General features: G+C 70.2%; 19 protein-coding genes. 4 read left to right on the top strand and 15 right to left on the bottom strand.

Features of this window, described 5'->3' with window-relative positions:
* Window positions 1-12 precede the first annotated feature (12 nt).
* From AB0H49_RS07165 to AB0H49_RS07100, 14 genes are all read right to left on the bottom strand, one after another.
* Window positions 13-2,856 carry a hypothetical protein gene (locus tag AB0H49_RS07165; protein WP_357248259.1) on the bottom strand — a complete coding sequence of 948 codons (2,844 nt, stop codon included), beginning with the start codon at window positions 2,854-2,856 and terminating at the stop codon, window positions 13-15.
* A gap of 66 nt (window positions 2,857-2,922) precedes the next feature.
* Complete coding sequence (metK, locus tag AB0H49_RS07160) at window positions 2,923-4,134, bottom strand: methionine adenosyltransferase (protein ID WP_354999767.1); 1,212 nt, start codon at window positions 4,132-4,134, stop codon at window positions 2,923-2,925.
* A gap of 257 nt (window positions 4,135-4,391) precedes the next feature.
* Window positions 4,392-5,621, bottom strand: coding sequence for a bifunctional phosphopantothenoylcysteine decarboxylase/phosphopantothenate--cysteine ligase CoaBC (gene coaBC, locus AB0H49_RS07155; RefSeq protein ID WP_354999766.1), 1,230 nt, complete (start codon window positions 5,619-5,621; stop codon window positions 4,392-4,394).
* 74 nt (window positions 5,622-5,695) lie between these two features.
* Window positions 5,696-5,971 carry a DNA-directed RNA polymerase subunit omega gene (gene rpoZ, locus AB0H49_RS07150; protein WP_067780290.1) on the bottom strand — a complete coding sequence of 92 codons (276 nt, stop codon included), beginning with the start codon at window positions 5,969-5,971 and terminating at the stop codon, window positions 5,696-5,698.
* A 106-nt stretch (window positions 5,972-6,077) separates the two neighbouring features.
* Window positions 6,078-6,659 carry a guanylate kinase gene (gmk, locus tag AB0H49_RS07145; protein WP_357248255.1) on the bottom strand — a complete coding sequence of 194 codons (582 nt, stop codon included), beginning with the start codon at window positions 6,657-6,659 and terminating at the stop codon, window positions 6,078-6,080.
* Between the two features lie 8 nt (window positions 6,660-6,667).
* Window positions 6,668-6,988, bottom strand: a complete 321-nt coding sequence (mihF, locus tag AB0H49_RS07140) for an integration host factor, actinobacterial type (protein ID WP_040708330.1) — start codon at window positions 6,986-6,988, stop codon at window positions 6,668-6,670.
* Between the two features lie 634 nt (window positions 6,989-7,622).
* Window positions 7,623-8,447 carry an orotidine-5'-phosphate decarboxylase gene (pyrF, locus tag AB0H49_RS07135; protein ID WP_357248251.1) on the bottom strand — a complete coding sequence of 275 codons (825 nt, stop codon included), beginning with the start codon at window positions 8,445-8,447 and terminating at the stop codon, window positions 7,623-7,625.
* Between the two features lie 214 nt (window positions 8,448-8,661).
* A complete protein-coding gene (gene carB, locus AB0H49_RS07130; RefSeq protein WP_354999763.1) occupies window positions 8,662-11,994 on the bottom strand; it encodes a carbamoyl-phosphate synthase large subunit in 3,333 nt (1,110 codons plus the stop codon).
* Entirely contained in the window at window positions 11,994-13,106 is a 1,113-nt protein-coding gene (gene carA / locus AB0H49_RS07125; RefSeq protein WP_357248248.1) for a glutamine-hydrolyzing carbamoyl-phosphate synthase small subunit, read from the bottom strand. The genes carB and carA overlap by 1 nt, the downstream gene beginning before the upstream one ends.
* Window positions 13,103-13,600, bottom strand: coding sequence for a transporter (locus AB0H49_RS07120; protein ID WP_357248244.1), 498 nt, complete (start codon window positions 13,598-13,600; stop codon window positions 13,103-13,105). The genes carA and AB0H49_RS07120 overlap by 4 nt, the downstream gene beginning before the upstream one ends.
* Entirely contained in the window at window positions 13,601-14,986 is a 1,386-nt protein-coding gene (locus AB0H49_RS07115) for a dihydroorotase (protein ID WP_357248241.1), read from the bottom strand.
* A 180-nt stretch (window positions 14,987-15,166) separates the two neighbouring features.
* Window positions 15,167-16,126: an aspartate carbamoyltransferase catalytic subunit gene (locus AB0H49_RS07110; protein ID WP_354999759.1), complete on the bottom strand. Its 960-nt coding sequence runs from the start codon at window positions 16,124-16,126 to the stop codon at window positions 15,167-15,169.
* Window positions 16,123-16,764: a bifunctional pyr operon transcriptional regulator/uracil phosphoribosyltransferase PyrR gene (gene pyrR / locus AB0H49_RS07105; RefSeq protein WP_354999758.1), complete on the bottom strand. Its 642-nt coding sequence runs from the start codon at window positions 16,762-16,764 to the stop codon at window positions 16,123-16,125. The genes AB0H49_RS07110 and pyrR overlap by 4 nt, the downstream gene beginning before the upstream one ends.
* Window positions 16,765-16,989: 225 nt before the next feature.
* Window positions 16,990-17,391 (bottom strand): hypothetical protein, encoded by a 402-nt coding sequence (locus tag AB0H49_RS07100; RefSeq protein WP_357248237.1) that lies wholly within the window; start codon window positions 17,389-17,391, stop codon window positions 16,990-16,992.
* Window positions 17,392-17,682: 291 nt separating this feature from the next.
* On the opposite strand from AB0H49_RS07100, the gene AB0H49_RS07095 reads away from it, so the two are divergent.
* Together AB0H49_RS07095 and AB0H49_RS07090 are read left to right on the top strand one after the other, a co-directional pair.
* The gene (locus AB0H49_RS07095; RefSeq protein WP_357248234.1) at window positions 17,683-18,309 is read left to right on the top strand and encodes an alpha-ketoglutarate-dependent dioxygenase AlkB; all 627 of its coding nucleotides are present in this window, start codon (window positions 17,683-17,685) and stop codon (window positions 18,307-18,309) included.
* A 389-nt stretch (window positions 18,310-18,698) separates the two neighbouring features.
* Window positions 18,699-19,412: an HD domain-containing protein gene (locus tag AB0H49_RS07090; RefSeq protein WP_357248231.1), complete on the top strand. Its 714-nt coding sequence runs from the start codon at window positions 18,699-18,701 to the stop codon at window positions 19,410-19,412.
* 125 nt (window positions 19,413-19,537) lie between these two features.
* On the opposite strand, the gene AB0H49_RS07085 is transcribed toward AB0H49_RS07090, so the two are convergent.
* Window positions 19,538-20,131 (bottom strand): helix-turn-helix domain-containing protein, encoded by a 594-nt coding sequence (locus tag AB0H49_RS07085; protein WP_357248228.1) that lies wholly within the window; start codon window positions 20,129-20,131, stop codon window positions 19,538-19,540.
* Between the two features lie 87 nt (window positions 20,132-20,218).
* On the opposite strand from AB0H49_RS07085, the gene AB0H49_RS07080 reads away from it, so the two are divergent.
* Both AB0H49_RS07080 and AB0H49_RS07075 read left to right on the top strand, forming a co-directional pair.
* Complete coding sequence (locus AB0H49_RS07080; protein ID WP_357248225.1) at window positions 20,219-21,193, top strand: zinc-binding dehydrogenase; 975 nt, start codon at window positions 20,219-20,221, stop codon at window positions 21,191-21,193.
* 763 nt (window positions 21,194-21,956) lie between these two features.
* Entirely contained in the window at window positions 21,957-23,165 is a 1,209-nt protein-coding gene (locus AB0H49_RS07075; protein WP_357248222.1) for a serpin family protein, read from the top strand.
* Window positions 23,166-23,171: the final 6 nt, after the last annotated feature.

The following is a 23,171-nucleotide window of genomic DNA, read 5'->3' as shown; positions in this document are numbered from 1 at the left end:
GGCACCTGGGGGTCAGCCGATGTCGATGGGGTCGATTTGGACGCGGAGGGGGGCGTCTGAGCGGTGGGTGCTGCGGATGGCTTGGGCGGTGGTGAGGGCGCGGGAGAGGGCGGCGCCGGTGCGGCGGGGAACGCGCAGGAGCATGCGTTCGACTTCGGCCGGGGAGTCACCGGAGAAGGGTTTGCGTGCGGTGGCGGGGAGCGGGACGGGGCCGAGCACCTCGACGTCGGCGGGAAGGTCGGCGGCGGTGAGCAGTTCGTCGATGGCCTCGGTGGCGCCGTCCACCGCGGCCAAGCGGACGGCGGGCGGGAAACCGACCTCGGCGCGGGCGTCGACCTCGGCGCGGGCGTGTCCGAGCGGGTCCCAGCGCACCAGCGCCTGCACGGTCGGCAGGGACGGCTCGGCCATCACCACGACCTGCCCGTGCGGGCGGACCAGCGCCGCGGCCGACATCCAGCGGCGCAGCGCGTCCTCGGCGGCGCGCAGGTCGGCGCGGCCGAGCAGCGCCCAGCCGTCCAGCAGCAGGGCGACGCCGTACCCGCCGCGCACCACCGGTTCCGCGCCGACGGTGGAGACGATCACCTGCGGACCCGGTTCGACGGTGTCGAGCACCGCGCCGCCGCCGGAACCGCGGATCGGCACGCCGGGAAAGGCGCGGCCCAGTTCCTCGGCGGTGCGCACGGCGCCGATCACGACGGCGCGCAAGGCGCGGGAGCCGCAGGCCGAGCAGCGGAACGCGGTCTCGGTGATGCCGCACCACCGGCAGCTCGGGCTGTGCGCCTCGTGGACGCCGCCGGGCGTGCTTTCCGGAAGCGCCAGCGGGCCGTTGCAGTGTCTGCACCGTGCGGGCGTCCGGCATTTCGCGCAGGACAACGCGGGGACGTAGCCGCGGCGCGGTACCTGCACCAGCACCGCGGCCCCCTCCTTCAACGCGGCCCGTGCCGCCGCGAACGCGACGCCGGGGATGCGGACCGCGCGCGCCACGGGATCGCGCTCCATCGCCATGTCGCTGTCGCCAGGAGCGCTGATTCGAGGCGCGGCCTTGCGTAGCACCGAGCGATCGGCGACGAGGTCGTGCGCCCAGCCGGAATCCACCACCGCTTGGATCTCCGCGGTGCGGGCGAACCCGGCCGCGACGAACGCCGCCCCGGTCTCGTGCGCCCGCAGCATCGACACCTCGCGCGCGTGCGGGTAGGGCGCGCGGGGCTCGGCGTAGGTGTCGTCGCCGTCGTCCCAGATCGCGACGAGACCCAGGTTCGCGGCGGGCGCGAACACGGCGCTGCGCGTGCCGACGACGACCTTCGCGCTGCCGCGCAACACCGCCAGCCATCGCCGATACCGCGCGGCGGGTCCCAGCCCCGCCGTCAACCCGACGGCCGAATCACCCACCAGCCGAACGCATTCGGCGAGGACGCGATTCAGATCCCGTTGATCGGGCACCATCAGGATCGCGCTGCGCCCGGCCCCGACCACTGTCGCGGCGAGTTCCGCGAGCCGCCGGGCCCAGTCCTCCCCCGGCATCGCCTGCCAGGCCGCCCGCACCCCCTTGCCCTGTCCGAGCGCCGCGAGGAACGCACCGCCGTGGACGTAACGCTCCCACGGCGCGGTATCGAAGCCCAGCTCCGAACGCACCCCGGATGTGCTCTGCGGCAACGCCTTCGGGCCGACTGCACGGTTGGCAGCCGCGGCGGCTCCGCCCGCGACCGCACCGGGCGCGGTCTCGCCACCACGGCTGCCCGCTACACCATCGACCGCGTCTGCCCCGCCGCCCGCGACGCCATCGACCGCGTCGGCGCCACCTTCGGCCACATCATCCACCGGTGTGGCGCTCCGGGATGCACCCCCCGCAGGGCCACTATCCGCTGCTCCCCCACCAGCACCTGCCACGGGCGCCGCACCCTGCACCGCACCGCCCGCAGCCCCATCGTGCTCGGCCCCGGCACCACTTTCCTCTGCACCACCTACAACGGGTGCCGCACCCGGCGCCGTGCCGCTCGCAGCGGCGACTTGCTCGGCCGAGTCACGATTCTCGTCTGCACCGCCGGCCAGCTCGCTACCCGCAGCGGCACTACCGACGGCAGCCGGGCCATCCGTGACCACGTCTGTCGCGACGGCGCCAGTGGCGGTCCCGCGAAGCTCCGGAGCCATCCTCGCGTCCTCGGTCGAGACGAAGCCATCGTCTCCGGTCGGGACGGTCGCCGATCGTGGAGTGCGAGAATCGTTCTCGCCGAGAATATTTCGCGGCACATCCGCAGCCGCGCTACGGTCGCCCGAGTCATCGGAAGCGGACGCATCGGACTCGCCAGCCGAATGGCCTGGTACAGAACCGTTTTCGACAACTCGCATCGGCGGGTCCGCATGTCTGTTCTCCGCCATGACCTCAGGCGCACCCTGCTGCTCGAGATCGGCGACGGAGACGGAGTCGCCCCCTTCTTCGTCCGCCGACGACGCACCGGACGAACGAACGCCTACCTTCTTGGTCCCCCCGTTCTCCGTCCGCGCATGCCGCGGCGGAATCGCCAACCGCAGCACATCCGCGCGGGTCCCCGCGTAGCGGGCGGCGATGGCGGTGGCGAGGTCCAGGATCTCGGGCGTGAGGACGCGTTCCGCGGAGACGACGCGCTCCAGCTTGACGAGCTTGCCGCCGTGCTCGCTGTGCGTCAGGCGGGCGAGCACGTAACCATCGACGAGGCGGCCCGCGAAGCGGACGCGCACCCGCACGCCCGGTTGGGCGATCTCGTCGAACTCGGGGGGCACCAGGTAGTCGAAATCGCGGTCCAGGTGCGCGGGCGTCAACAGCGGAAGCACCCGAGCGATAGGTCGCGCGGGTGCTTCCGCTGTCGTCGTCGGTCCCACGGACACATCATCCGTGGAGGTGGCGGATTGGTCCGCCGCGGGTCGGCTCACTCCGGCCCGGCCGGCCTACAGGCCGGCGGCCGCGCGCAGCTTGTCGGCGCGGTCGGTGTGCTCCCACGGCAGGTCGACGTCGGTGCGGCCGAAGTGGCCGTAGGCGGCGGTCGGCGCGTAGATCGGGCGCAGCAGGTCCAGATCGCGGATGATGGCGCCGGGACGCAGGTCGAAGACCTCGGTGATCGCGGTCGAGATGCGCTCCGGGTCGACCTTCTCGGTGCCGAAGGTCTCGACGAACAGACCGACCGGAGCGGCCTTGCCGATGGCGTAGGCGACCTGCACCTCGACCCGGTCGGCCAGGCCCGCGGCCACCACGTTCTTGGCCACCCAGCGCATGGCGTACGCGGCCGAGCGGTCGACCTTCGACGGGTCCTTGCCGGAGAACGCGCCGCCACCGTGCCGGGCCATGCCGCCGTAGGTGTCGACGATGATCTTGCGGCCGGTCAGGCCCGCGTCGCCCATCGGGCCGCCGAGCACGAACTTGCCGGTCGGGTTGACCAGCAACCGGACGTCGGAGATGTCCAGGGTGGGCAGGCTCAGGTCGGCGAGCACCGAGTCCAGCACCTTCTCGCGGATATCGGGCGCGAGCAGGTTGTCCAGGTCGATGTCGGCCGCGTGCTGGGTGGAGATGACCACGGTGTCGAGCCGGACCGGCCGGTGGCCGTCGTATTCGATGGTGACCTGGGTCTTGCCGTCGGGACGCAGGTACGGCAGCACGCCCGTCTTGCGGACCTCGGTCAGGCGGCGCGAGAGCCGGTGTGCGAGCGCGATCGGCAGCGGCATCAACTCGGGGGTGTCGGTGTTGGCGTAGCCGAACATCAGGCCCTGGTCACCCGCGCCCTGCTTGGCGATCTCGTCGTCTTCGCCGCCGACGCGCGCCTCGTGCGAGGTGTCGACACCCTGCGCGATATCGGGCGACTGGGCGCCGATGGCGATGTTGACACCGCACGAGTTGCCGTCGAAACCCTTTGCGGACGAGTCGTATCCGATCTCGAGGACCTTCTCGCGGACGATGCGCGGGATGTCGGCGTAGGCGGAGGTGGTCACCTCGCCCGCGACGTGCACCTGGCCGGTGGTCACGAGCGTCTCCACGGCGACCCGGCTGCGCGGGTCTTCCGCCAGCAACGCGTCGAGGATGGAATCGCTGATGGCGTCACAGATCTTGTCCGGATGACCCTCGGTCACGGACTCACTGGTGAATAGGCGGCTGCCAGACGTGCGCACAGTTGTTCCCTCTCCCTCAACGGGTTTCTCGTATCGGATGGCCACAGCGACAGTAATGCGATACCGCCGTCGCGCAACCCTTCATCTCAGACTATTCCAAACCCACGACGCGACGAATCCGCCGGTTATCGCCGTCCCAGACTATCCGCACCCGCGGTGGTCGCGGCGCACATTCGCGCACTGCGCCCGCAGTCGACGTCCGGATCGAGCGGCACGCCGATCGCTCGGCGCGGCAACGGAATTCGATCGAGCCAAGGCTACCCGGCGCGCAGCAGCGTGCCGAGCGCGTCCAGCACACGGCTGGCGAGCAGCGCCTTCGACCCGTGGTCGAGAGCCTGTTCGGTGCCGTCGGCGCCGAGCAGCCAGCCGTCGTTGGTGTCGACCTCGAAGGCCTTGCCCTCGCCGACCGCGTTGACTACGAGCAGGTCACACCCCTTGCGGGCCAGTTTGGCGCGCGCGTGGGTGAGCACGTCGCCGTGCTCGTCACCGGTCTCGGCGGCGAAGCCGACGATGGCGGTGCCCGCCAGCTGGCCGTCGCGCCGCGACTGCACCAGACCGGCGAGGATGTCGTCGGTCTTGGTCAACGGGATGACGTCCGGCTCGCCCGCGCCCTTCTTGATCTTGGCCGCGGCCACGTTCGTCGGCCGGAAATCGGCGACGGCGGCGGCCATGATCACGGCGTCGGCGCCGACCGCGTGCTTCTCCACCGCCGTCTTCAGCTGCTCGGCCGTGGTGATGTGCACCAAATCGACGGCCGCCGGAGCGGCCATCTCGATCGTGTTGCCGGCGATCAGCGTGACGTGCGCGCCGCGCTGCGCGGCGACCCTGGCCAGCGCGTAGCCCTGCTTGCCCGAGCTGCGGTTGCCGAGGAAGCGCACCGGATCCAGCGGTTCCCTGGTGCCGCCCGCGGTGATCACCAGGCGACGGCCGACCAGGTCGCGCGGAATGGCGTCGGCGCGCTCCAGCAGCAGCGCGGCCAGCCCGAAGATCTCCTCGGGCTCGGGCAGCCTGCCCGGACCGGTGTCGGTGCCGGTGAGGCGTCCGGAGGCGGGCTCCATGACGGTCGCGCCGTGCCTGCGCAGCGTCTCGACATTGGCGATGGTCGCCGGATGCTCCCACATCTCGGTGTGCATCGCGGGCGCGAAGAGCACGGGACATCGCGCCGTCAGCAGCGTGGCGGTGAGCAAGTCGTCGGCGCGGCCGTGTGCGGCGCGCGCCATCAGGTCCGCGGTGGCGGGGGCGATGACCACGAGGTCGGCCTCCTGCCCCAGGCGGACGTGCGGGACCTCCGGCACATCCGTGAACACGTCGGTGTGCACCGGGTTCCCGGACAGCGCCTCGAAGGTCGCCTTGCCGACGAACTGCAGAGCCGACTCGGTCGGGATCACCCTGACCTCGTGCCCCGTCTCGGTGAAGCGCCGGACGAGCGCGCAGGCCTTGTAGGCGGCGATCCCTCCGCTGACGCCGACGACGATGCGTGTGGTCACTACGCCTCCGTGGGCTCGTCCCCGGCCACGCGGGGAGTTCGATACTGCTGCATCACGCGCGAACGCGAGATGGGTTACTCGCCCTCGGAGTGCTCGAGCAGGTCGGAGTGGATTTCGCGCATCGCCACCGACAGCGGCTTCTCCTGCAGGCCCGGCTCGACCAGCGGACCGACGTACTCGAGGATGCCGTCGCCGAGCTGGTTGTAGTAGTCGTTGATCTGGCGGGCCCGCTTGGCGGCGTAGATGACCAGCGCGTACTTGGACGACGTGCGCTCGAGCAGCTCGTCGATCGGCGGGTTGGTCAGGCCGACCGGGGTGTCGTACGCGGGCGCGGTCTTGGTGTCGCTCACTGGTGAGGCTCCTGCGGGTTGTCGTGGAAAAATCAGCGGGTAGTCGAGCGTGCGATACCGCCGCCCTGGCCCCGGCCGCGATGACCGGGACACGGGTGTTCGGCGGCTACCTCGAATTTGTGCTAACGAACAACGATACCAACTGCTCACAGGCGCTGGTCACCTCGTCGTTCACGATGACGATGTCGAACTCGTCACATGCCGCCAGTTCGGTGCGCGCGGTCTGCAACCTGCGCTCGATCACCTCCGGCGATTCGGTGCCGCGTGAAGTGAGCCGGGAGACCAGTTCGTCCCAGCTCGGCGGGGCGAGGAAGACCAGGAGAGCTTCCGGCATCGCCTTGCGCACCGAGCGCGCGCCCTCGAGATCCACCTCGACGAGCACGTTCATGCCCGCGTTCAGCGCCTCGCGCACCGGGCCGGCCGGGGTCCCCGACCGCTGCAGGCCGCCGTGGATGTCCGCCCATTCCAGCAGTTCGCCCGCCTCGATCATGGCGTCGAACTGGTCACGGGAGACGAACCGGTAGTCGAGTCCGTCGACCTCCCCGGGCCGGGGGGCCCGGGTCGTCGCCGACACACTGAAGACCAGTTCGGGCAGGCGTTCCCGCACGCACCGCACGACCGTGGACTTGCCTACGGCCGAGGGGCCGACCAGTACAACCAGCCGACCCTTCCGCGTGTGTTCGACCACCCTCGTCGTCAGGCGTCGAAGTCGAACCGGGCGAGCAGCGCCTTGCGCTGCCGATCGCCGAGTCCGCGCAGACGGCGGGTGGGGGCGATCTCCAGCTCGGTCATGATCTCGGCAGCCTTGACCTTGCCGACCTTGGGCAGGGCCTCCAGCAGCGCCGACACCTTCATCTTGCCGAGGATCTCGTCGGTCTCGGCATCCTTGAGGACGCTCTTCAGGTCGGTGCCGCCACGCTTCAAGCGCTCCTTGAGCTCCGCCCGAGCGCGGCGAGCGGCAGCCGCCTTCTCCAAAGCAGCGGCGCGCTGCTCGTCAGTCAGCTGGGGAAGGGCCACGGTTCCTCCGTCTCATCGTTCATTGCTTGATCTACCGCCGGTAACCCGCGCGGTCTCAGCGACCGTACCCACGACGTCCGCCGATTGCGAACCCACCCCCCAGGTCAGCGCATGATTCTGCATGCCGTAGGGGCGAGTCGGACCGGATGCGCGTCGCGCCCCGGGCGCTGCGGTGATCGTACCGCCGAATCTCGGAAACGCCCTGCTACCAGCATATTTTCGAAGCATTCCAGGGTTAGCGGAGCGGTTGCCATGACTTCTCTCGACGTGTCAGCAATCGGTCAGGCTTCCGACCAGGAACTTTCTGGAAATTCCCCGCGTGTCGCACTGTTCGTCCGCGTGTCGGATCGAACACATGTCCCATCGCTTGGGATTCGGCACCACCGAAACGACGACAAGCCAGGGCGCGAGAGGGCGCGAGCGGAACGAGAGAGCCGGGGGCACGGCGTGCCGCTGAATCGCCGTCTACGCGATTCACCACACGTCACCCGGGTTTCCCCGCGCGGGACGCGCGTAAACCCCTCAGGAGGGCGGCCAGACACCACGAAGCGGCCCGCGGGTTCGGTCGGTACCGAGCCCGCGGGCCGCTTCGAGGACGATGCGCCGGGAAAACCCCGGCCGCGCTGCGACTTTCTCAGCGCCGCAAGAAGGCGAAATCCTCCTGAAGCGCGCTCACCCTGGCACGCAGTGCCGAAACGGACGGGCCTTCGCGCAACACCTCCCGCGAGACGTTCGGCACCACCGCGCCCAGCACGGACTCGGGCACCAGGTCGCGTACCGATCCCGGTCCGCCGCCCTGGGCGCCGATGCCCGGCATCAGGATCGGGCCGTTCAGCGCGGACAGGTCGGGGGCCTCGGCGAGGGTGGCGCCGACGACGACGCCCACCGACCCGAAGTCCTGGCCCCCGTTGCGCGCGGCGGCCTCGTCCACCATCGTCTGGGCGATGCTGCGCCCGTCACCGACTCGCGCCAGCTGCACCTGCGCGCCTTCGGGATTCGAGGTGGCGGCGAGCACGAACAGGCCGCGGTGGTTGGCCTCGGCGAGTTCGAGCGCGGGCGCGAGCGAACCGAAACCGAGGTACGGCGAGACCGTCACCGCGTCCGAGCCGAGCGGCCCGTCGCCGAGCCAGGTGCGGGCGTAGGCGTCCATGGTGGAGCCGATGTCACCGCGTTTGGCGTCGGCGAGCACCAAGGTGCCCGAGGCGCGCAGCACCTCCACGGTCCGCTCCAGCACCGCGATCCCGGCCGAACCGTAAGCCTCGAAGAACGCCACCTGCGGCTTGACGAGGGCGACGGTGCCGTCGAACGCCTCGACGCAGATCTCGGCGAACTTCTCCACGCCCTCGGCGTCCTCGGTCAGCCCCCAGGCGGCGAGCAGCTGCGGGTGCGGATCGATGCCGACGCACAGCGGGCCGAAGTGGTGCATCGCGTGGTGCAGGCGCGCGCCGAACGTCTTCATCGAGTCTCCTGTGTTGTCGGCGCGCCGGGGCGCGCGGGTTCGCGGCCCCTGGTGTCTCGCGTCCCGGCGATCGAGACTCGCGCTACGCGCATGCGCTTCGATCGCCGGGCCGCGAGACGGCCGCGAACGGTCGCTCGTAAGGCTCGCTCCGTGCGGGGCCGGTCTGAATGGTTCGTCACGTTCCACCTGCCCGGCAGACCGCCGCATCGCTGCCTCAGCCGCGCAGCGACGAGTGCAGTTCCTGCAGGGACCGCACGCCGATGCCGCCGTTGATGCTGGCCTCGATGCCCTGCACGGCCGCGGCCGCGCCCTGCACCGTGGTGATGCACGGGATGTTGACGCCCACCGCCGCGGTGCGGATCTCGTAGCCGTCCACCCGCGGACCGGAGTTGCCGTACGGGGTGTTGAACACCATGTCGACCTCGCCGTCGCGGATCTGCTCCACGATCGTCGGCTCGTCGGCCCGGTCCTCGTCGGAGTGCTTGCGCACCTGCTCGCACGGAATACCGTTGCGGCGCAACATTTCCGCGGTGCCCTCGGTGGCCAGGATGCGGAAGCCGAGGTCGTGCAGGCGCTTGACCGGGAACACCATGGCGCGCTTGTCGCGGTTGGCGATCGAGACGAACACGGTGCCCTCGGTGGGCAGCGAGCCGTACGCGGCGGCCTGGCTCTTGGCGAAGGCGGTGCCGAAATCGGCGTCGATGCCCATCACCTCGCCGGTCGACTTCATCTCCGGCGAGAGCAGCGAGTCCACGCCGCTGCCGTCGGCGCGACGGAACCGGTGGAACGGCAGCACCGCTTCCTTCACCGCGACCGGCGCGTCCAGCGCGACGTGCCCGCCGTCGCCCTCGCTCGGCAGCATGCCCTCCTTGCGGAGTTCGGCGATGGTGGCGCCGAGCATGACCCGCGCGCAGGCCTTGGCCAGCGGCACCGCGGTGGCCTTGGAGACGAACGGAACCGTCCGGCTCGCCCGCGGATTGGCCTCCAGCACGTAGAGCACGTCGTCCTTGAGCGCGTACTGCACGTTGAGCAGGCCCTTGACGCCGATGCCCTTGGCCAGCGCGATCGTCGAGCGGCGCACCGCCTCGATGTCGCTGCGGCCCAACGTGATCGGGGGCAGCGCGCAGGCCGAGTCGCCGGAGTGGATGCCCGCTTCCTCGATGTGCTCCATCACGCCGCCGAGGTAGACCTCCTCGCCGTCGCAGAGCGCGTCCACGTCGATCTCGATGGCGTCCTCGAGGAACCGGTCGACGAGCACCGGGTGCTCGGGGTTCAGCTCGGTGGCGCGGGAGATGTAGCCCTCCAGGGACTTCTCGTCGTAGACGATCTCCATGCCGCGCCCGCCGAGCACGTAGGACGGGCGGACGAGCACCGGGTAGCCGATGCCCGCGGCGATCTTCTTCGCCTGCTCGACCGTGGTGGCCGTGCCGTACTTCGGCGCGGGCAGACCGGCAGCGACCAGCACCTCACCGAACTCGCCGCGATCCTCGGCCAGGTCGATGGCGGCCGCGCTGGTGCCGACGACCGGAACGCCCGCGTCGGTCAGCCGCTGCGCGAGACCCAGCGGGGTCTGCCCGCCGAGCTGCACGATGACGCCCGCGACGGTGCCGGACTCGCATTCCGCGTGGTAGACCTCGAGCACGTCCTCGAAGGTGAGCGGCTCGAAGTAGAGGCGGTCGGCGGTGTCGTAGTCGGTGGAGACGGTCTCCGGGTTGCAGTTGACCATCACCGTCTCGTACCCGGCCTGCGACAGCGTCTGCGCCGCGTGCACGCACGAGTAGTCGAACTCGATGCCCTGGCCGATGCGGTTCGGGCCGGAGCCGAGGATGATCACCTTCTCGCGCTCGCGCTGCGGCGCCACTTCGGACTCCGCGGCGGGATCGAGCTCGTAGGCCGAGTAGTGGTACGGGGTCTTGGCCTCGAACTCCGCGGCGCAGGTGTCGACGGTCTTGTAAACCGGGCGCACGCCGAGCCGGTGGCGCAACGCGCGCACGCCGGTCTCCCCCGCCAGCTCGGGCCGCAGCGCGGCGAGCTGGTTGTCGGAGAGGCCGTAGTGCTTGGCGCGGCGCAGCAGCGGCTCGTCCAGCACCGGGGCGTCGATGATCTCCTGGCGCAGCTCGACCAGACCGGCGATCTCGGCGACGAACCACGGGTCGATGCCCGAGGCCGCGGCCACGTCATCGATGCTCGCGCCGTAGCGCAGCGCCCGCTCGACCTGGTAGATGCGGCCCTCGATCGGGGTGCGCAGGTCGTCGAGGATCTTCTCGATCGCGGCCTGCGCGTCACCGTCGACGGGCGCCCACGGGCCGTCGTCCAGAGTCCAGAAGCCGGTGGCCTTGGTCTCCAGCGAGCGCAGCACCTTGCCGAGCGCCTCGGAGAAGTTGCGACCCAGCGACATCGCCTCGCCCACCGACTTCATGGTGGTGGTCAGCGTCGCGTCGGCGCCGGGGAACTTCTCGAACGCGAACCGTGGCGCCTTGACGACGACGTAGTCCAGGGTCGGCTCGAAGCAGGCCGGGGTTTCCTTGGTGATGTCGTTGACGATCTCGTCCAGCGTGTAGCCGATGGCCAGCTTGGCCGCGATCTTGGCGATCGGGAAGCCGGTGGCCTTGGAGGCCAGCGCCGAGGACCGCGAGACGCGCGGGTTCATCTCGATGACGATCAGGCGGCCGTCGCGCGGGTTCACCGCGAACTGGATGTTGCAGCCGCCGGTGTCGACGCCGACCTCGCGCAGGATGGCGATGCCGAGGTCGCGCAGCTTCTGGTACTCGCGGTCGGTGAGCGTCATGGCCGGGGCGACGGTCATCGAGTCGCCGGTGTGCACGCCCATCGGGTCCACGTTCTCGATCGAGCAGACCACCACGACGTTGTCGCGGCCGTCGCGCATCAGCTCGAGCTCGTATTCCTTCCAGCCGAGGATGGACTCCTCGATCAGGACGTTGGCCGTCGGCGATGCGGCGAGGCCGCCGCCCGCGATGCGGTCGAGGTCCTCGTGGTTGTAGGCCATGCCGGAGCCGAGGCCGCCCATGGTGAAGGAGGGCCGCACGACGACGGGGAAGCCCAGCTCGGCGACCGTCTCGCGCACCTCGTCCATGGTGAAGCAGACCCGCGAGCGGGCGCTCTCGCCGCCGACCTTGGCGACGATGTCCTTGAACTTCTGCCGGTCCTCGCCGCGCTGGATGGCGTCGAAGTCGGCGCCGATCAGCTCCACGTTGTACTTCTCCAGCACGCCGCGCTCGTGCAGCGCGACGGCGGTGTTCAGCGCGGTCTGCCCGCCGAGGGTCGCGAGAATGGCGTCGGGACGCTCCTTCGCGATGACCTTCTCGACGAACTCCGGCGTGATCGGCTCGACGTAGGTCGAGTCGGCGAACTCGGGGTCGGTCATGATCGTCGCCGGGTTGGAGTTCACCAGCGACACGCGCAGGCCCTCGGACCTGAGCACCCGGCACGCCTGGGTGCCGGAATAGTCGAACTCACAAGCCTGGCCGATGACGATCGGGCCCGAACCGATCACCAGGATGTGGCGTAGATCCTCGCGGCGAGGCATCAGGCTCCTTCCATGAGACCGGCGAAACGGTCGAACAGATATGCGGCGTCGTGGGGGCCTGCGGCGGCCTCCGGGTGGTACTGCACGGAGAACGCGCGGCCGTTGACCAGGCGCACGCCCTCGACGGTGCCGTCGTTGGCGCAGACGTGGCTGACCTCGGCGCGGCCGAACGGGGTGTCGAACTGTTCACCCTGCTCGCCCTCCAGGGCGAAGCCGTGGTTCTGCGCGGTGATCGAGATCCGGCCGCTCTCGTGCTCGACGACCGGGATGTTGATGCCCCGGTGGCCGAACTTCATCTTGTAGGTCTCGCGGCCGAGCGCCCGGCCCAGGATCTGGTTGCCGAAGCAGATGCCGAACAGCGGCAGTCCCTGCTCGAGCACGCCCTGGGTGATGGCGACCGCGCCGTCCTGGGTGGCCGGGTCACCGGGACCGTTGGACAGGAAGACGCCGTCGGGCTTCAGCTCGCGGATCTGGTCCAAGGTGACGGTCGAGGGCACCACGTGCACCCGCATGCCGCGCTCGGCGAACATGCGCGGGGTGTTGGTCTTGATGCCCAGGTCGACGGCGACGACGGTGAAGCGGCGCTCGCCCGTGGGCTCGATCGTGTAGACCGAATCGGTGCTGACCTCCTCGGCCAGATCCGCGCCCAGCATGGACGGCTGGCCGTTGACCCGGGCCAGCAGCGCGTCCTCGTCGGCGAGCGCGGGGCCGGAGAAGATGCCCGCCTTCATCGAACCGCGGGTGCGCAGGTGGCGCACCAGAGCGCGGGTGTCGACACCCGCGATGCCGACGATGTCCTGCTCACGCATGGCGTCGGGCAGCGTCGTGGTCGCGCGCCAGTTCGACGCGCGGCGCGCGGGGTCGCGCACCACGTACCCGGCCACCCAGATCTTCGAGGACTCGTCGTCCTCGTCGTTCCATCCGGTGTTGCCGATCTGCGGTGCCGCCGCCACCACGATCTGGCGGTGGTAGCTGGGGTCGGTCAGAGTTTCCTGATACCCGGTCATCGCGGTGCAGAACACCGCCTCGCCGAGCGTCTCGCCCACGGCGCCGTAGGCCGTGCCGCGGAACACCCGGCCGTCCTCGAGCACCAGCGCAGCCGCTTCATTCACGTTCGTTCATCTCCCGTCGTCGTCCTGGCCCACGCCGGATACACCGTCTTGTCGTCACCTCGGAAGCCGGTGTCTATCTCGGTTCCGGTCGGCAGCTTCCAGCGAATTACCAGCACACCATCTTCTGTCATCACCTTGCCCGCGTGGCCGCGTTCGGTGCGCACCGCCGTGATGGACTCCTGCGGAATCCAGATCACCGTCGCCCCGTCGCGCTCGAGCAGGATTCCCCGCTCGAACCGCGTGAGTTCCGCGGTGGCGCGGAAACCCAGATCGCCGACCGCGATCCGGTCCTGCCAGCTCGGCGCGATCGTGCTGCCGAGATACAGGCCGGTCGTCGGCTCCAGCACTTGGGCGCCCAGGTCGGCGGGCACCGGCGGCAGTTCGCCGATCCGCTCCCGCTGACGCGCCGCGCGGTTTTGCCAGCCCCGGTACATCAGCCAGACGCCGAGCGCGAACAGCGCGAGGCACCCGACCACCCACAGCGTTCTCTCCACTTACGGACCTCCTGCGTCCAATCGGCGGCGCTCCCGGTGCCCTCCGTGGCCACGCTCCGCTACCGCCTCCGGGCCCGTCGCTCGCGCCGCGGTACCCAAGACCGCCTTGCCCTCGCGTGCGGTCACCCGGCCGCGCAGCAACGTCGCCGTCACCTTGGCCGGGAAGGTCATCGCCTCGAACGGCGTGTTGTTCGAGATGCTGGCCAGCTCGGCGGCGCGCACCGTCCAGGTGGCCTCGGGGTCGACCAGGGTGAGGTTCGCGGGCTCGCCCACCTCGAGCGGGCGGCCGTGGTCGTCGAGTCCGACGATCCGCGCGGGCTGCTCGCTCATCACGCGGGCCACGCCGCGCCAGTCCAGCAGCCCCGGCTCGACCATGGTCTGGACGATGATCGACAGCGCGGTCTCCAGCCCGAGCATGCCGGGACGGGCCGCGGCGAATTCGCAGCACTTGTCCTGTTCGGCGTGCGGGGCGTGGTCGGTGGCCACGCAGTCGATGATGCCCTCGGCCAGCGCCTGCCGCAGCGCCGCGGCGTCGGAGGCCTCGCGCAGCGGCGGGTTGACCTTGTTGACCGCGTCGTAGGTCTCCAGCCGCGTGTCGTCCAGCAGCAGGTGGTGCGGCGTCACCTCGGCGGTGATCGAAATGCCCTGGGACTTGGCCCATTTCACCAGTTCCACGGTGCCCGCGGTGGAGGCGTGGCAGATGTGCACGCGCGCGCCGGCGTCCCTGGCCAGCAGCGCGTCGCGGGCCACGATCGATTCCTCGGCGGCCCGCGGCCAGCCCGCGAGACCGAGCCGGGCAGCGGTCGGGCCCTCGTGCGCGACCGCGCCCTTGGTCAGCCGGGGCTCCTCCGCGTGCTGGGCGATGAGCACGCCGAGGGAGTTCGAGTACTCCAGCGCGCGGCGCATGATCAGCGGGTCGTACACGCAGTGGCCGTCGTCGGAGAACATCCGCACCGCGCCGACGCCCGCCGCCATGGTGCCCATCTCCGCGAGCTGCTTGCCCTCGAGCCCGACTGTCACCGCGCCCACCGGGAACACGTCGACGAGGCCGACCTCCTGGCCGCGCCGCCACACGTGGTCGGTGACGACCACCGAGTCGGCGACCGGGTTGGTGTTGGCCATGGCGAACACGGCGGTGTAGCCACCGAGCGCCGCGGCGGCGGAGCCGGTCTCGATGGTCTCGGTGTCCTCGCGGCCCGGTTCGCGCAGGTGGGTGTGCAGGTCGACGAAGCCGGGCAGCAGGATCTGGCCCTTCGCGTCGATGATCTCGGCGTCCACGATGCCCAGATCGGTGCCGATCTGCCGGATCTCGCCCTCGTCGACGAACACGTCCACGGGCTGACCCTCGCCGTAGATCAAGGCCCCCTTGATCAACAGCCCACTCATGCTGTCCTCCTTTCGGACTGAGCGGGGCTCTCCGTGGTTACGCGGGCTGCCTCCTCCGAGCCCTGACCGCTCATGCCTGCGCCTCGCTGACGCTCGGCTCCGGCATGCGCGAGGCGCGCTGGCCCATGACTCGCTCACTTCGTTCGCTCATGCCGGGCGCCACCTTCCGCTCGTTGCCGTTCATGCCACTGCCTCCTGCGCGCCGACCAGCAGGCGGAACAGCACCGCCATGCGCAGGTGCACGCCGTTGGTGACCTGCTGCAGGATCGCGGCCTTCGGCGAGTCCGCCACGGCCGAGGCGATTTCCATGCCGCGCAGCATCGGACCGGGGTGCATGACCACCGCGTGCTCCGGCAGCAGCGCGAGCCTGCGCTCGGACAGGCCGTAGTTCACCGAGTACTCGCGCGCCGAGGGGAAGAATCCGCCGTTCATGCGCTCGGCTTGGACGCGCAGCATGAGCACCGCGTCGGCACCGGGCAGTTCGGCGTCCAGGTGGTGCGAGACCCGGGCGGGCCAGGCTTCGACGCCGACCGGCAGCAGCGTGCGCGGCGCGACGAGCACCACCTCGGCGCCGAGGGTGTGCAGCAGGAAGACGTTCGAGCGCGCCACCCGGCTGTGCAGGATGTCGCCGACGATCACGACCCGCTTGCCCTCGATGTCGCCGAGCCGCTGGCGCAGCGTCAGCGCGTCCAGCAGCGCCTGGGTCGGGTGTTCGTGCATGCCGTCGCCCGCGTTGATGATCGCGGGACCGGATGTCCGGCCCTCCGAACGCGCCCAGCCGTCCATCCAGTGCGCGATCTGGTGCGCGGCGCCGGAGGCCGGGTGCCGCACGATCAGCGCGTCCGCGCCCGCGGCGTGCAGGGTCAGCGCGGTGTCGCGCAGCGATTCGCCCTTGGACACCGACGAGCTGCTGGCGCTGACGTTGATCACGTCGGCGCTCATCCACTTCCCGGCGACCTCGAAGGACACCCGGGTGCGGGTCGAGTTCTCGTAGAAGACCGTCATCACGGTGCGCCCGCGCAGTGTCGGCAGCTTGTGCACCTCGCGACCCAGCAGCGCCTGCTCGAAGCGCTCGGCCTCGTCGAGGAGCTCGGACGCCGCGGCGCGGTCCAGATCGGTGACGCTCAGCAGGTGTCTCACGCTTCGGCCTCCTGGTGCAGATAGACGCCGTCGCGACCGTCGTGTTCGGTGAGCAGCACCGAGATGTCCTCCGCCCGCGCGGTGGGCACGTTCTTGCCGACGAAGTCCGCGCGGATCGGCAGCTCGCGGTGGCCGCGGTCGATCAGCACGGCCAGTTGCACCGAGCGTGGCCTGCCCAGATCGCGCAGCCCGTCCAGGGCCGAGCGCACGGTGCGGCCGGAGAAGAGCACGTCGTCCACGAGCACGACGAGCGCGTCCTCGATGCCGCCCTCGGGCACCGAGGTGCGCTCCAGCGGTCGGTGCGGACGGCTGCGCAGGTCGTCGCGGTACAGGGTGATGTCGAGCGAGCCGAGGGCCGGGCGGACGCCGGAGAACTCCTCGATCTTGTCGGTCAGCCGCGCGGCCAGGGTGGTGCCGCGGGTCGGGATGCCGATCAGCACCACGCGCGGCGAACCGGCCTCGTCGGAGTCCAGCGCGGTCTTCTCGATGATCTGGTGCGCGATGCGCGCGATGGTCCGGCCAACATCGGAAGCCGACAACAGCTCCCGCCCCGTCGCCACCCATTCGGGTGTGTGCCGCTGAGAATGCGTCGTCTCGGCAGCGCCGGACTTGGCGGCCCGGTCCCCGGGCACGGCCATGCCGACCTCCTTCCCCGCCTCACCGGACGGTCCGTTAAAGGATGTCTTACGGCTAGCAGCGTAACAGCGCCTCCGACCCCGCTTTCACCAGGCATATCGGCCTGTGAGCTGCCCCACGAACGCGCTGTGAGCGGCGCCACCGAAACATCGGGTGACGCACCGAGCGCGCGGGGTCATCCGCTGCCGAACTTATTCAGCGTCGACGGAAGGGCTTTTTTGCTCGGATCACGGCCAAGTCAGACTGACCTGGACACCTGACCATGGAAATTCGATGCCGACCGAGTACGACGAGGCGCCGAGCGTTGCGGCGGCAGCCTTTAGCGGAGTCAGCAAGACGTTCGCGATTTTTTGCAGGATGCCCGCGATCTTGGTTCCCCATCCCGCCAAGCGGTGATGCCAGGGACTGGTCGGCGCGTAGACGCGGCCGGTCGCATACGACGCCAGGGCTGCCCAGGCATGGACAGCAGCCAAGACCTCGGTCGCTTCGTTCTCGTCCAGTTCGTGCGACGGCATACTTTCGATATCGGTGCGCATCTTTGCGGCTACTACGTCGAGCAGTTGCGCAAGCTGGTTCTCGACCGACTCCGACGTCTCCCGGTCTCCGACCTGTTCGGCAATGGCGTCCATCTCGGTGACTACGTCCGCTCGAAACCGAGTATCAGGGCCGTACATCAGAGCTCCCTCCTGCACGGGGGCGATCGGTGACCAGCACTTCTCACTTCATGATCACAGACTGCCGCCGATCGATGCTCGAAGCTCGCTGAACCGATCGAGATGACGCGGTGCTTCTGCATGGATATCGGGGCGATGCGTAACAGAGCCACGCAAGCGCTCGCGGCCGAGTCGGGTCGTTCGACTGTTTCGCATCTAGGCGAGGCGCCTGTGCACATATGTTCGAATGGGGGTAGGGTCGGGCGGGTGACCGCTTGGCTGCAGGGTTCGCTGTTCGACGGGTCCGGGGACGTCTGCCTCGGCTCCCTCGATGGCATTCACCGCACGCCGCTGTCGGATGGTGCGTGGGTCGATGTGCGGCCCGGGTGGCTGACCGGTGCGGACACCCTGTTCGATCGGCTGGCGCGGGAGGTTCCGTGGCAGGCCGAGCGCAGGCCGATGTACGACCGGGTCGTGGACGTCCCCCGGCTGCTGCATTTCTACGACGAGCACGCGGCGCTGCCGGATCCGATTCTGGACGAGGCGCGCGACGCGCTCAGCCGCCACTACGCCAGCGAACTCGGCGAGCCGTTCCGGACGGCGGGCCTGTGTTGGTACCGCGACGGCCGCGACAGCGTCGCCTGGCACGGCGACACCTTCGGGCGCGGCGCGAAACACGACACCATGGTGGCGATCCTGTCTGTCGGCGCCCCGCGCGCGCTGCTGCTGCGGCCGCGGCGCGGCGGCGCGAGCATCCGGTATCAGGTGGGGCACGGCGACCTGCTGGTGATGGGTGGTTCCTGCCAGCGGACTTGGGAGCACGCGGTACCCAAGACCCGCAAGCCGGTCGGTCCGCGGATCAGCATTCAGTTCCGTCCGCGGAACGTGCGCTGAGGTCATCGGTCTCGAACGCCTGGCACCGCAGCGTCGACGGGCGGATGCGAGAGAGCGTCCCCTGCGGCTGGGTGTCGTAGCCGCGACTCGTGATCTTCACGAGCGGAGAGCCGCGCATCGTATGAACCGCGAGTAAGGACCGCAGACTGCGGGCTGCGGGCTGCGGGCTGCGGGCTGCGGGCTGCGGGCTGCGGGCTGCGGGCTGCGGGCTGCGGGCTGCGGGCTGCGGGCTGCGGGCTGCGAAAGAGATTGCCCGCGAATCGAATCGCCATATCGGGAGCTGACGAACGCACCATGCGAATCGACTCGCGGCCGATTTTCGAAATCCGATAGGTGAACAAGTGGCGCAGGGCACAGCGCGCGGCCGAAAGGCTCGATAGATTGAGACTATGCGCAACCCTGGGGCGGGAGTCTTGGCCGTGATGCCGCTGCACACGATCAGCGAGGTCTATGGCGAGCCGGGGCTGCGCGAACGGCTGCTGCTGGAAATCGCGGAACTGCCCGATGGTGAGCGGCTGAACGAGGCGCTCGAACTGGCCACCGAATTGCACCGCGACGACAAGTACGGCCGGGAACCCTATCTGAATCATCTTCTGCGCGTGGCGATCCGGATCGTCAGCCACTACGAGGTGCGCGATACCGACGTGGTGGCGGCGGGCCTGCTGCACGACGCTGTGGAAGACCATCCGGCCGAACTGGCGGGCGCCCGCGACGGCTCCCCCACCGACGGCGCGCTCACCGAACTGTCCGAGCGCTTCGGCGGGCGGGTCGCCGACCTCGTCGCCGCCGTCACCAATCCCGAGCCCGATCCGGCCCGCGATCGTCACGAGCAGTACCGCGACCACGTCGCCACGACCTTGGATCGCGCTCCCTGGGCGCGGGTCGTCAAGCTGTCGGACTTCACCGACAACGGCGTCGGCATCCTCTACGCCGAGAAGCCGATCATGCGCAAGCTCGCCACGAAATACCGTCCGCTCACCGACGTCTACCGCGATTTGGTGAGCAGGCCGGACACTCCCCTCGCGGATCACGTCAAGCAACACATCCTCGGTCAGCTCGACCGCGCCGACGAACGCTTCGAAGCCATCCTCTCGCGGGGCTGATCAGCGGCCGCTCGGGATAGGCGCGGCAAGGCCGCAACGGCTCGCCATCCTGGGCGCACGGCTGATCAACGACCCTCGTCAGAGCCGCTGAGTCGCACGGCGGACCGCGGCCGTTCCGCCCGGCATCATGTTCCCGTCGCGCCCTGAGGCGCTCGCAGCACCGACGCGACCAGATCGTGCACCGCGGCCCGTAGGCGATCCGCCTCCCCCGCGCGCACCATCCTTGACGCGAGCTCGGTGCCCAACGGCGCGAGCAACAGCGCGCCGACCACTTCGGCGTCCAGGTCCGGGCGTGCCTCGCGCAGCATCGCCGTGATGTGCGCGGCCCAGAAGGCGTGGAACTCTTCGCGTCTGGGATGCGGTGGCACCGCGTTGTAGGCGACGACGAGTTCGATGTTGTCGATCACCAGGTCGGCCATCGCCGCGAAGTAGGCAAGCAAACGCTCGGCGGCGGGTGCACCCGGCCCCAGGGGCGGCGGTCCGCTGGAGACGGCCTCCATCAGGGCGACCGCAGGTTCGGCGACCAGTTCGTGCAGCAGCCCGGCACGGCTGCCGAAGCGGTGAAAGATCGTCCCCTTGCCCACGCCCGCCGCGGCGGCGACCCGATCCATGGTGACGGCCTCGGCTCCGTGCTCGGCGAGCAACGTCCTGGTCGCGTCCAGGATCGCGCGCCGGTTGCGGGCGGCGTCGGCCCGTTCTCGCGTGCGCCCGTCGGACATGCACCCGCCTTCGTCGTTGACAAAGTTGACCGACGGTCCATATCGTGGCGAGATATCTGGACCGACAGTCAACTTATGGAGTTCTCGATGCGGGCAATCGTAATGACAGGGGTGGGCGGACCCGAGGTGCTGGTTCCGTCCGAGGCGCCGCGGCCGACGGCGGGCGCGGGCGAGCTGGTCGTCCGGGCGGAGGCCGTTCCGGTGCTGTATCCGGAGACCGTGATCCGCGCGGGCGGATTCCCCACGCCCGCCGAACCACCGTTCGTGTTCGGTTTCCAGGCGGCGGGCACGGTCACCGAGACCGGAGCGGGCGTCGAACCTGGATGGGTCGGGCGTCGAGTCGTGGTGGACACCAATGGTTTCGGCGCCTACGCCGAATACGTCGTCGCCCCCGCCGCGCACGCGACGCCCATCCCCGACGGTGTGGAAACCACCGTCGCCGCGGCGGCCATGATGAGCGGATCCGTCGCGGCGGCCCTGATCGACACGGCCGCACCCACCGAGGATGAGACGGTGCTGATCGAGGCGGCCGCGACCGGTGTCGGCGCCTACTCGACCCAGTACGCGGTCCGCCGGGGCGCGCGCGTCATCGCGACGGCGGGCGGCCCCGCCAAGGCCGCACAGGCGCGCAAGCTTGGGGCCGCCGAGGTGATCGACCACAACGACCCGGCGTGGACGGACCACCTGCGCGACGTGCTCGCTGCGACGACGCTGGATGTCGTGTTCGACGCCATCGGCGGGCCCGCGACACCGGCGCTGCTCGACCTCATGACGCCGGTGCGCGGTCGCATGCTGGGCTACGGCTTCCTCTCCGGCGGTCCCGCGCCGATCACCGCGATCGACCTCGTGACCCGCGGGCTGACCCTGATCGGCTGCGCCGGTCCCGCCTGGCTCGGCAAGGTGGCGGGTCATCGCGCGCAAGTCCTCGACGAGGTCGCGGCCGGAACGCTCGAGCCCCTGCTCGACCAGGTACTGCCGCTCGACCAAGCTGCACGCGCGCACGAACTGATCGACCAGCGCGCCACGTTCGGCACGATCGTCCTGCGCCCGAACCACACCTGATTTCACCCGGCCGCTCGTCGCCCGACTCGCACGAGCCACCGAGTTCTGCCGGGCACGGCCCACGACTCTCCCGGAGTAGACCGAAACGCGTACGAGCGGCCGACGCCATCAGGCGCGGGCGGCAGACGACGAGCGTCTGGCGGCGAGTCATGGACAGCCGACAACGGACAACCCGCAGCAGACAACGAGCCACAAGCGGCAGACGCCATCAGGCGACAGAGAACGGACTCCGGGCGGCAGACGCCAGCAGCAGGCAGCGGGCAAGCAGGCGGCGAACAGCGGGCGGCAGACGACGAGCGGCGGGCGGCAGACGCCATCAGGCGCGGGCGATAGGAGACGAGCGTCTGGCGGCGAGTCATGGGCAGCCGACGACGAACAACCGGCAGCAGACAGCGAGCCACGAGCGGCAGACGCCATCAGGCGACAGAGAACGGACTCCGGGCGGCAGACGCCAACAGTAGGCAGCGGACAGCGCGGCTCATGGACAAGCCGACAGCCGCCAGCGGGCAGCGGGCAGCGGGCACCGCGGCTCACGGACAAGCCGCCAGCGAGCGGCGGGCGGCCGTCGCAATCATGCGGCAGAGAACGGACTCCGGGCGGCAGTCGCCAACAGTGGGCAACGGCAGCGGGCAACGCGCAGCGGGCAGCGGGCAGCGGGCAGCGGGCAGCGGGCAGCGGGCAGCGGGCAGCGGGCAGCGGGCAGCGGGCAGCGGGCGAGGCCAGCTTCGTCGGCAGTGGCGGTTATGGCGGCTATGTTGGCTTGATGGGGAGCGCAATCGACACGCAGGTAGCGGCCGTCAACGAGTTGACCGCGCGGTGGGCGGCTGTCGCGGACGAGAGAGATTTCGTCGTCTCGGGGGCCGGGATCTGGCCGCTGCTCGCCCTGCTGGCCGCAGCCGCGGACGACCCGGCTCGCGCGGAACTGGAAGCCGCGGTCGGGCTGCCCGCCGAGCAAGCCCACAGTGCCGCGCTGGAGGTGCTGCGGATCATGGCCGAGGCCGAAGACCTCTCCGCCGTGCTTGGCGTGTGGTTCGCCGAAGAGTTTCCGCTGCACCGCGCGTGGTCCGACAGCCTGCCGCCGGACACCATCGGACGGCTGACGAGCCAGGACGCGCTGAACGCCTGGGCCGCGCGCGGGACCGACGGCTTGATCGACCGCTTCCCGCTGCGGATCGATCCCGACACCATGCTGGTACTCGCCACCGCGTTGGTCGCCAAAACCGAATGGCGCGAGCACTTCGTCGACGCCGTGCTTCGTCCCGAAACCGGGCCGTGGCGCGGCATCGACGGACGCGGGCTGACGCGCACCACCGGAGACCTGTCCCAGGTCTCCCTTCTCGACGGCTCGGAACCCGTGACCCGCGTGGTGGTAACCGGAAAGGGCGATCTCGACGTGCACCTGCTGCTCGGCGCGGCACCAGACGCCACGGAGTCGCCGGACGCCAGCCCACCGGGCGCGGTGCTCACCACCGGCCTCGCCGCACTCACCGGGCAGGTACCCGTCCGCGATCACCTGCCGCCCGGAACCACCGGCCCTGGACTGCGCGTGACCCGACACCGCGCTCCCCGCCCCGGGGACCGTCTCGATATCCGCATGCCGCCCTTCGAGATTCGCTCCTCGCACGATCTGTGCGCCACCCCCGAACTCTTCGGCCTCACCGCCGCCATGCGGACGGACCGAAACCACTTCCCCGCGATCTCACCGGAGCCACTGGCGCTCGCGCAGGGCGCACAGGACGTGCTGGCACGTTTCACCCGCGAGGGTTTCGAAGCCGCGGCCGTCACGAGCATCGCGGCGGTCGCGGTCAGCATGCCGCTCTCGGCCGAGCACCTGATCACCCAGGTCGAGGTCGTCTTCGACCGCCCGTTCGGTTTCCTCGCCGTCCACCGCGCGACCGGACTCGCGGTGGTCGCGGGCTGGGTCGCCGAATTGCCCGGTCGAGCAGGCGGCCCGGACGACCTCTTCGGCTGACCGATC

The organism is Nocardia sp. NPDC050713, assembly GCF_040654315.1.
GTDB lineage: Bacteria > Actinomycetota > Actinomycetes > Mycobacteriales > Mycobacteriaceae > Nocardia.
Note: the sequence above shows the minus strand (reverse complement) of the source record. Positions and strands in the feature narration are given on the sequence as shown.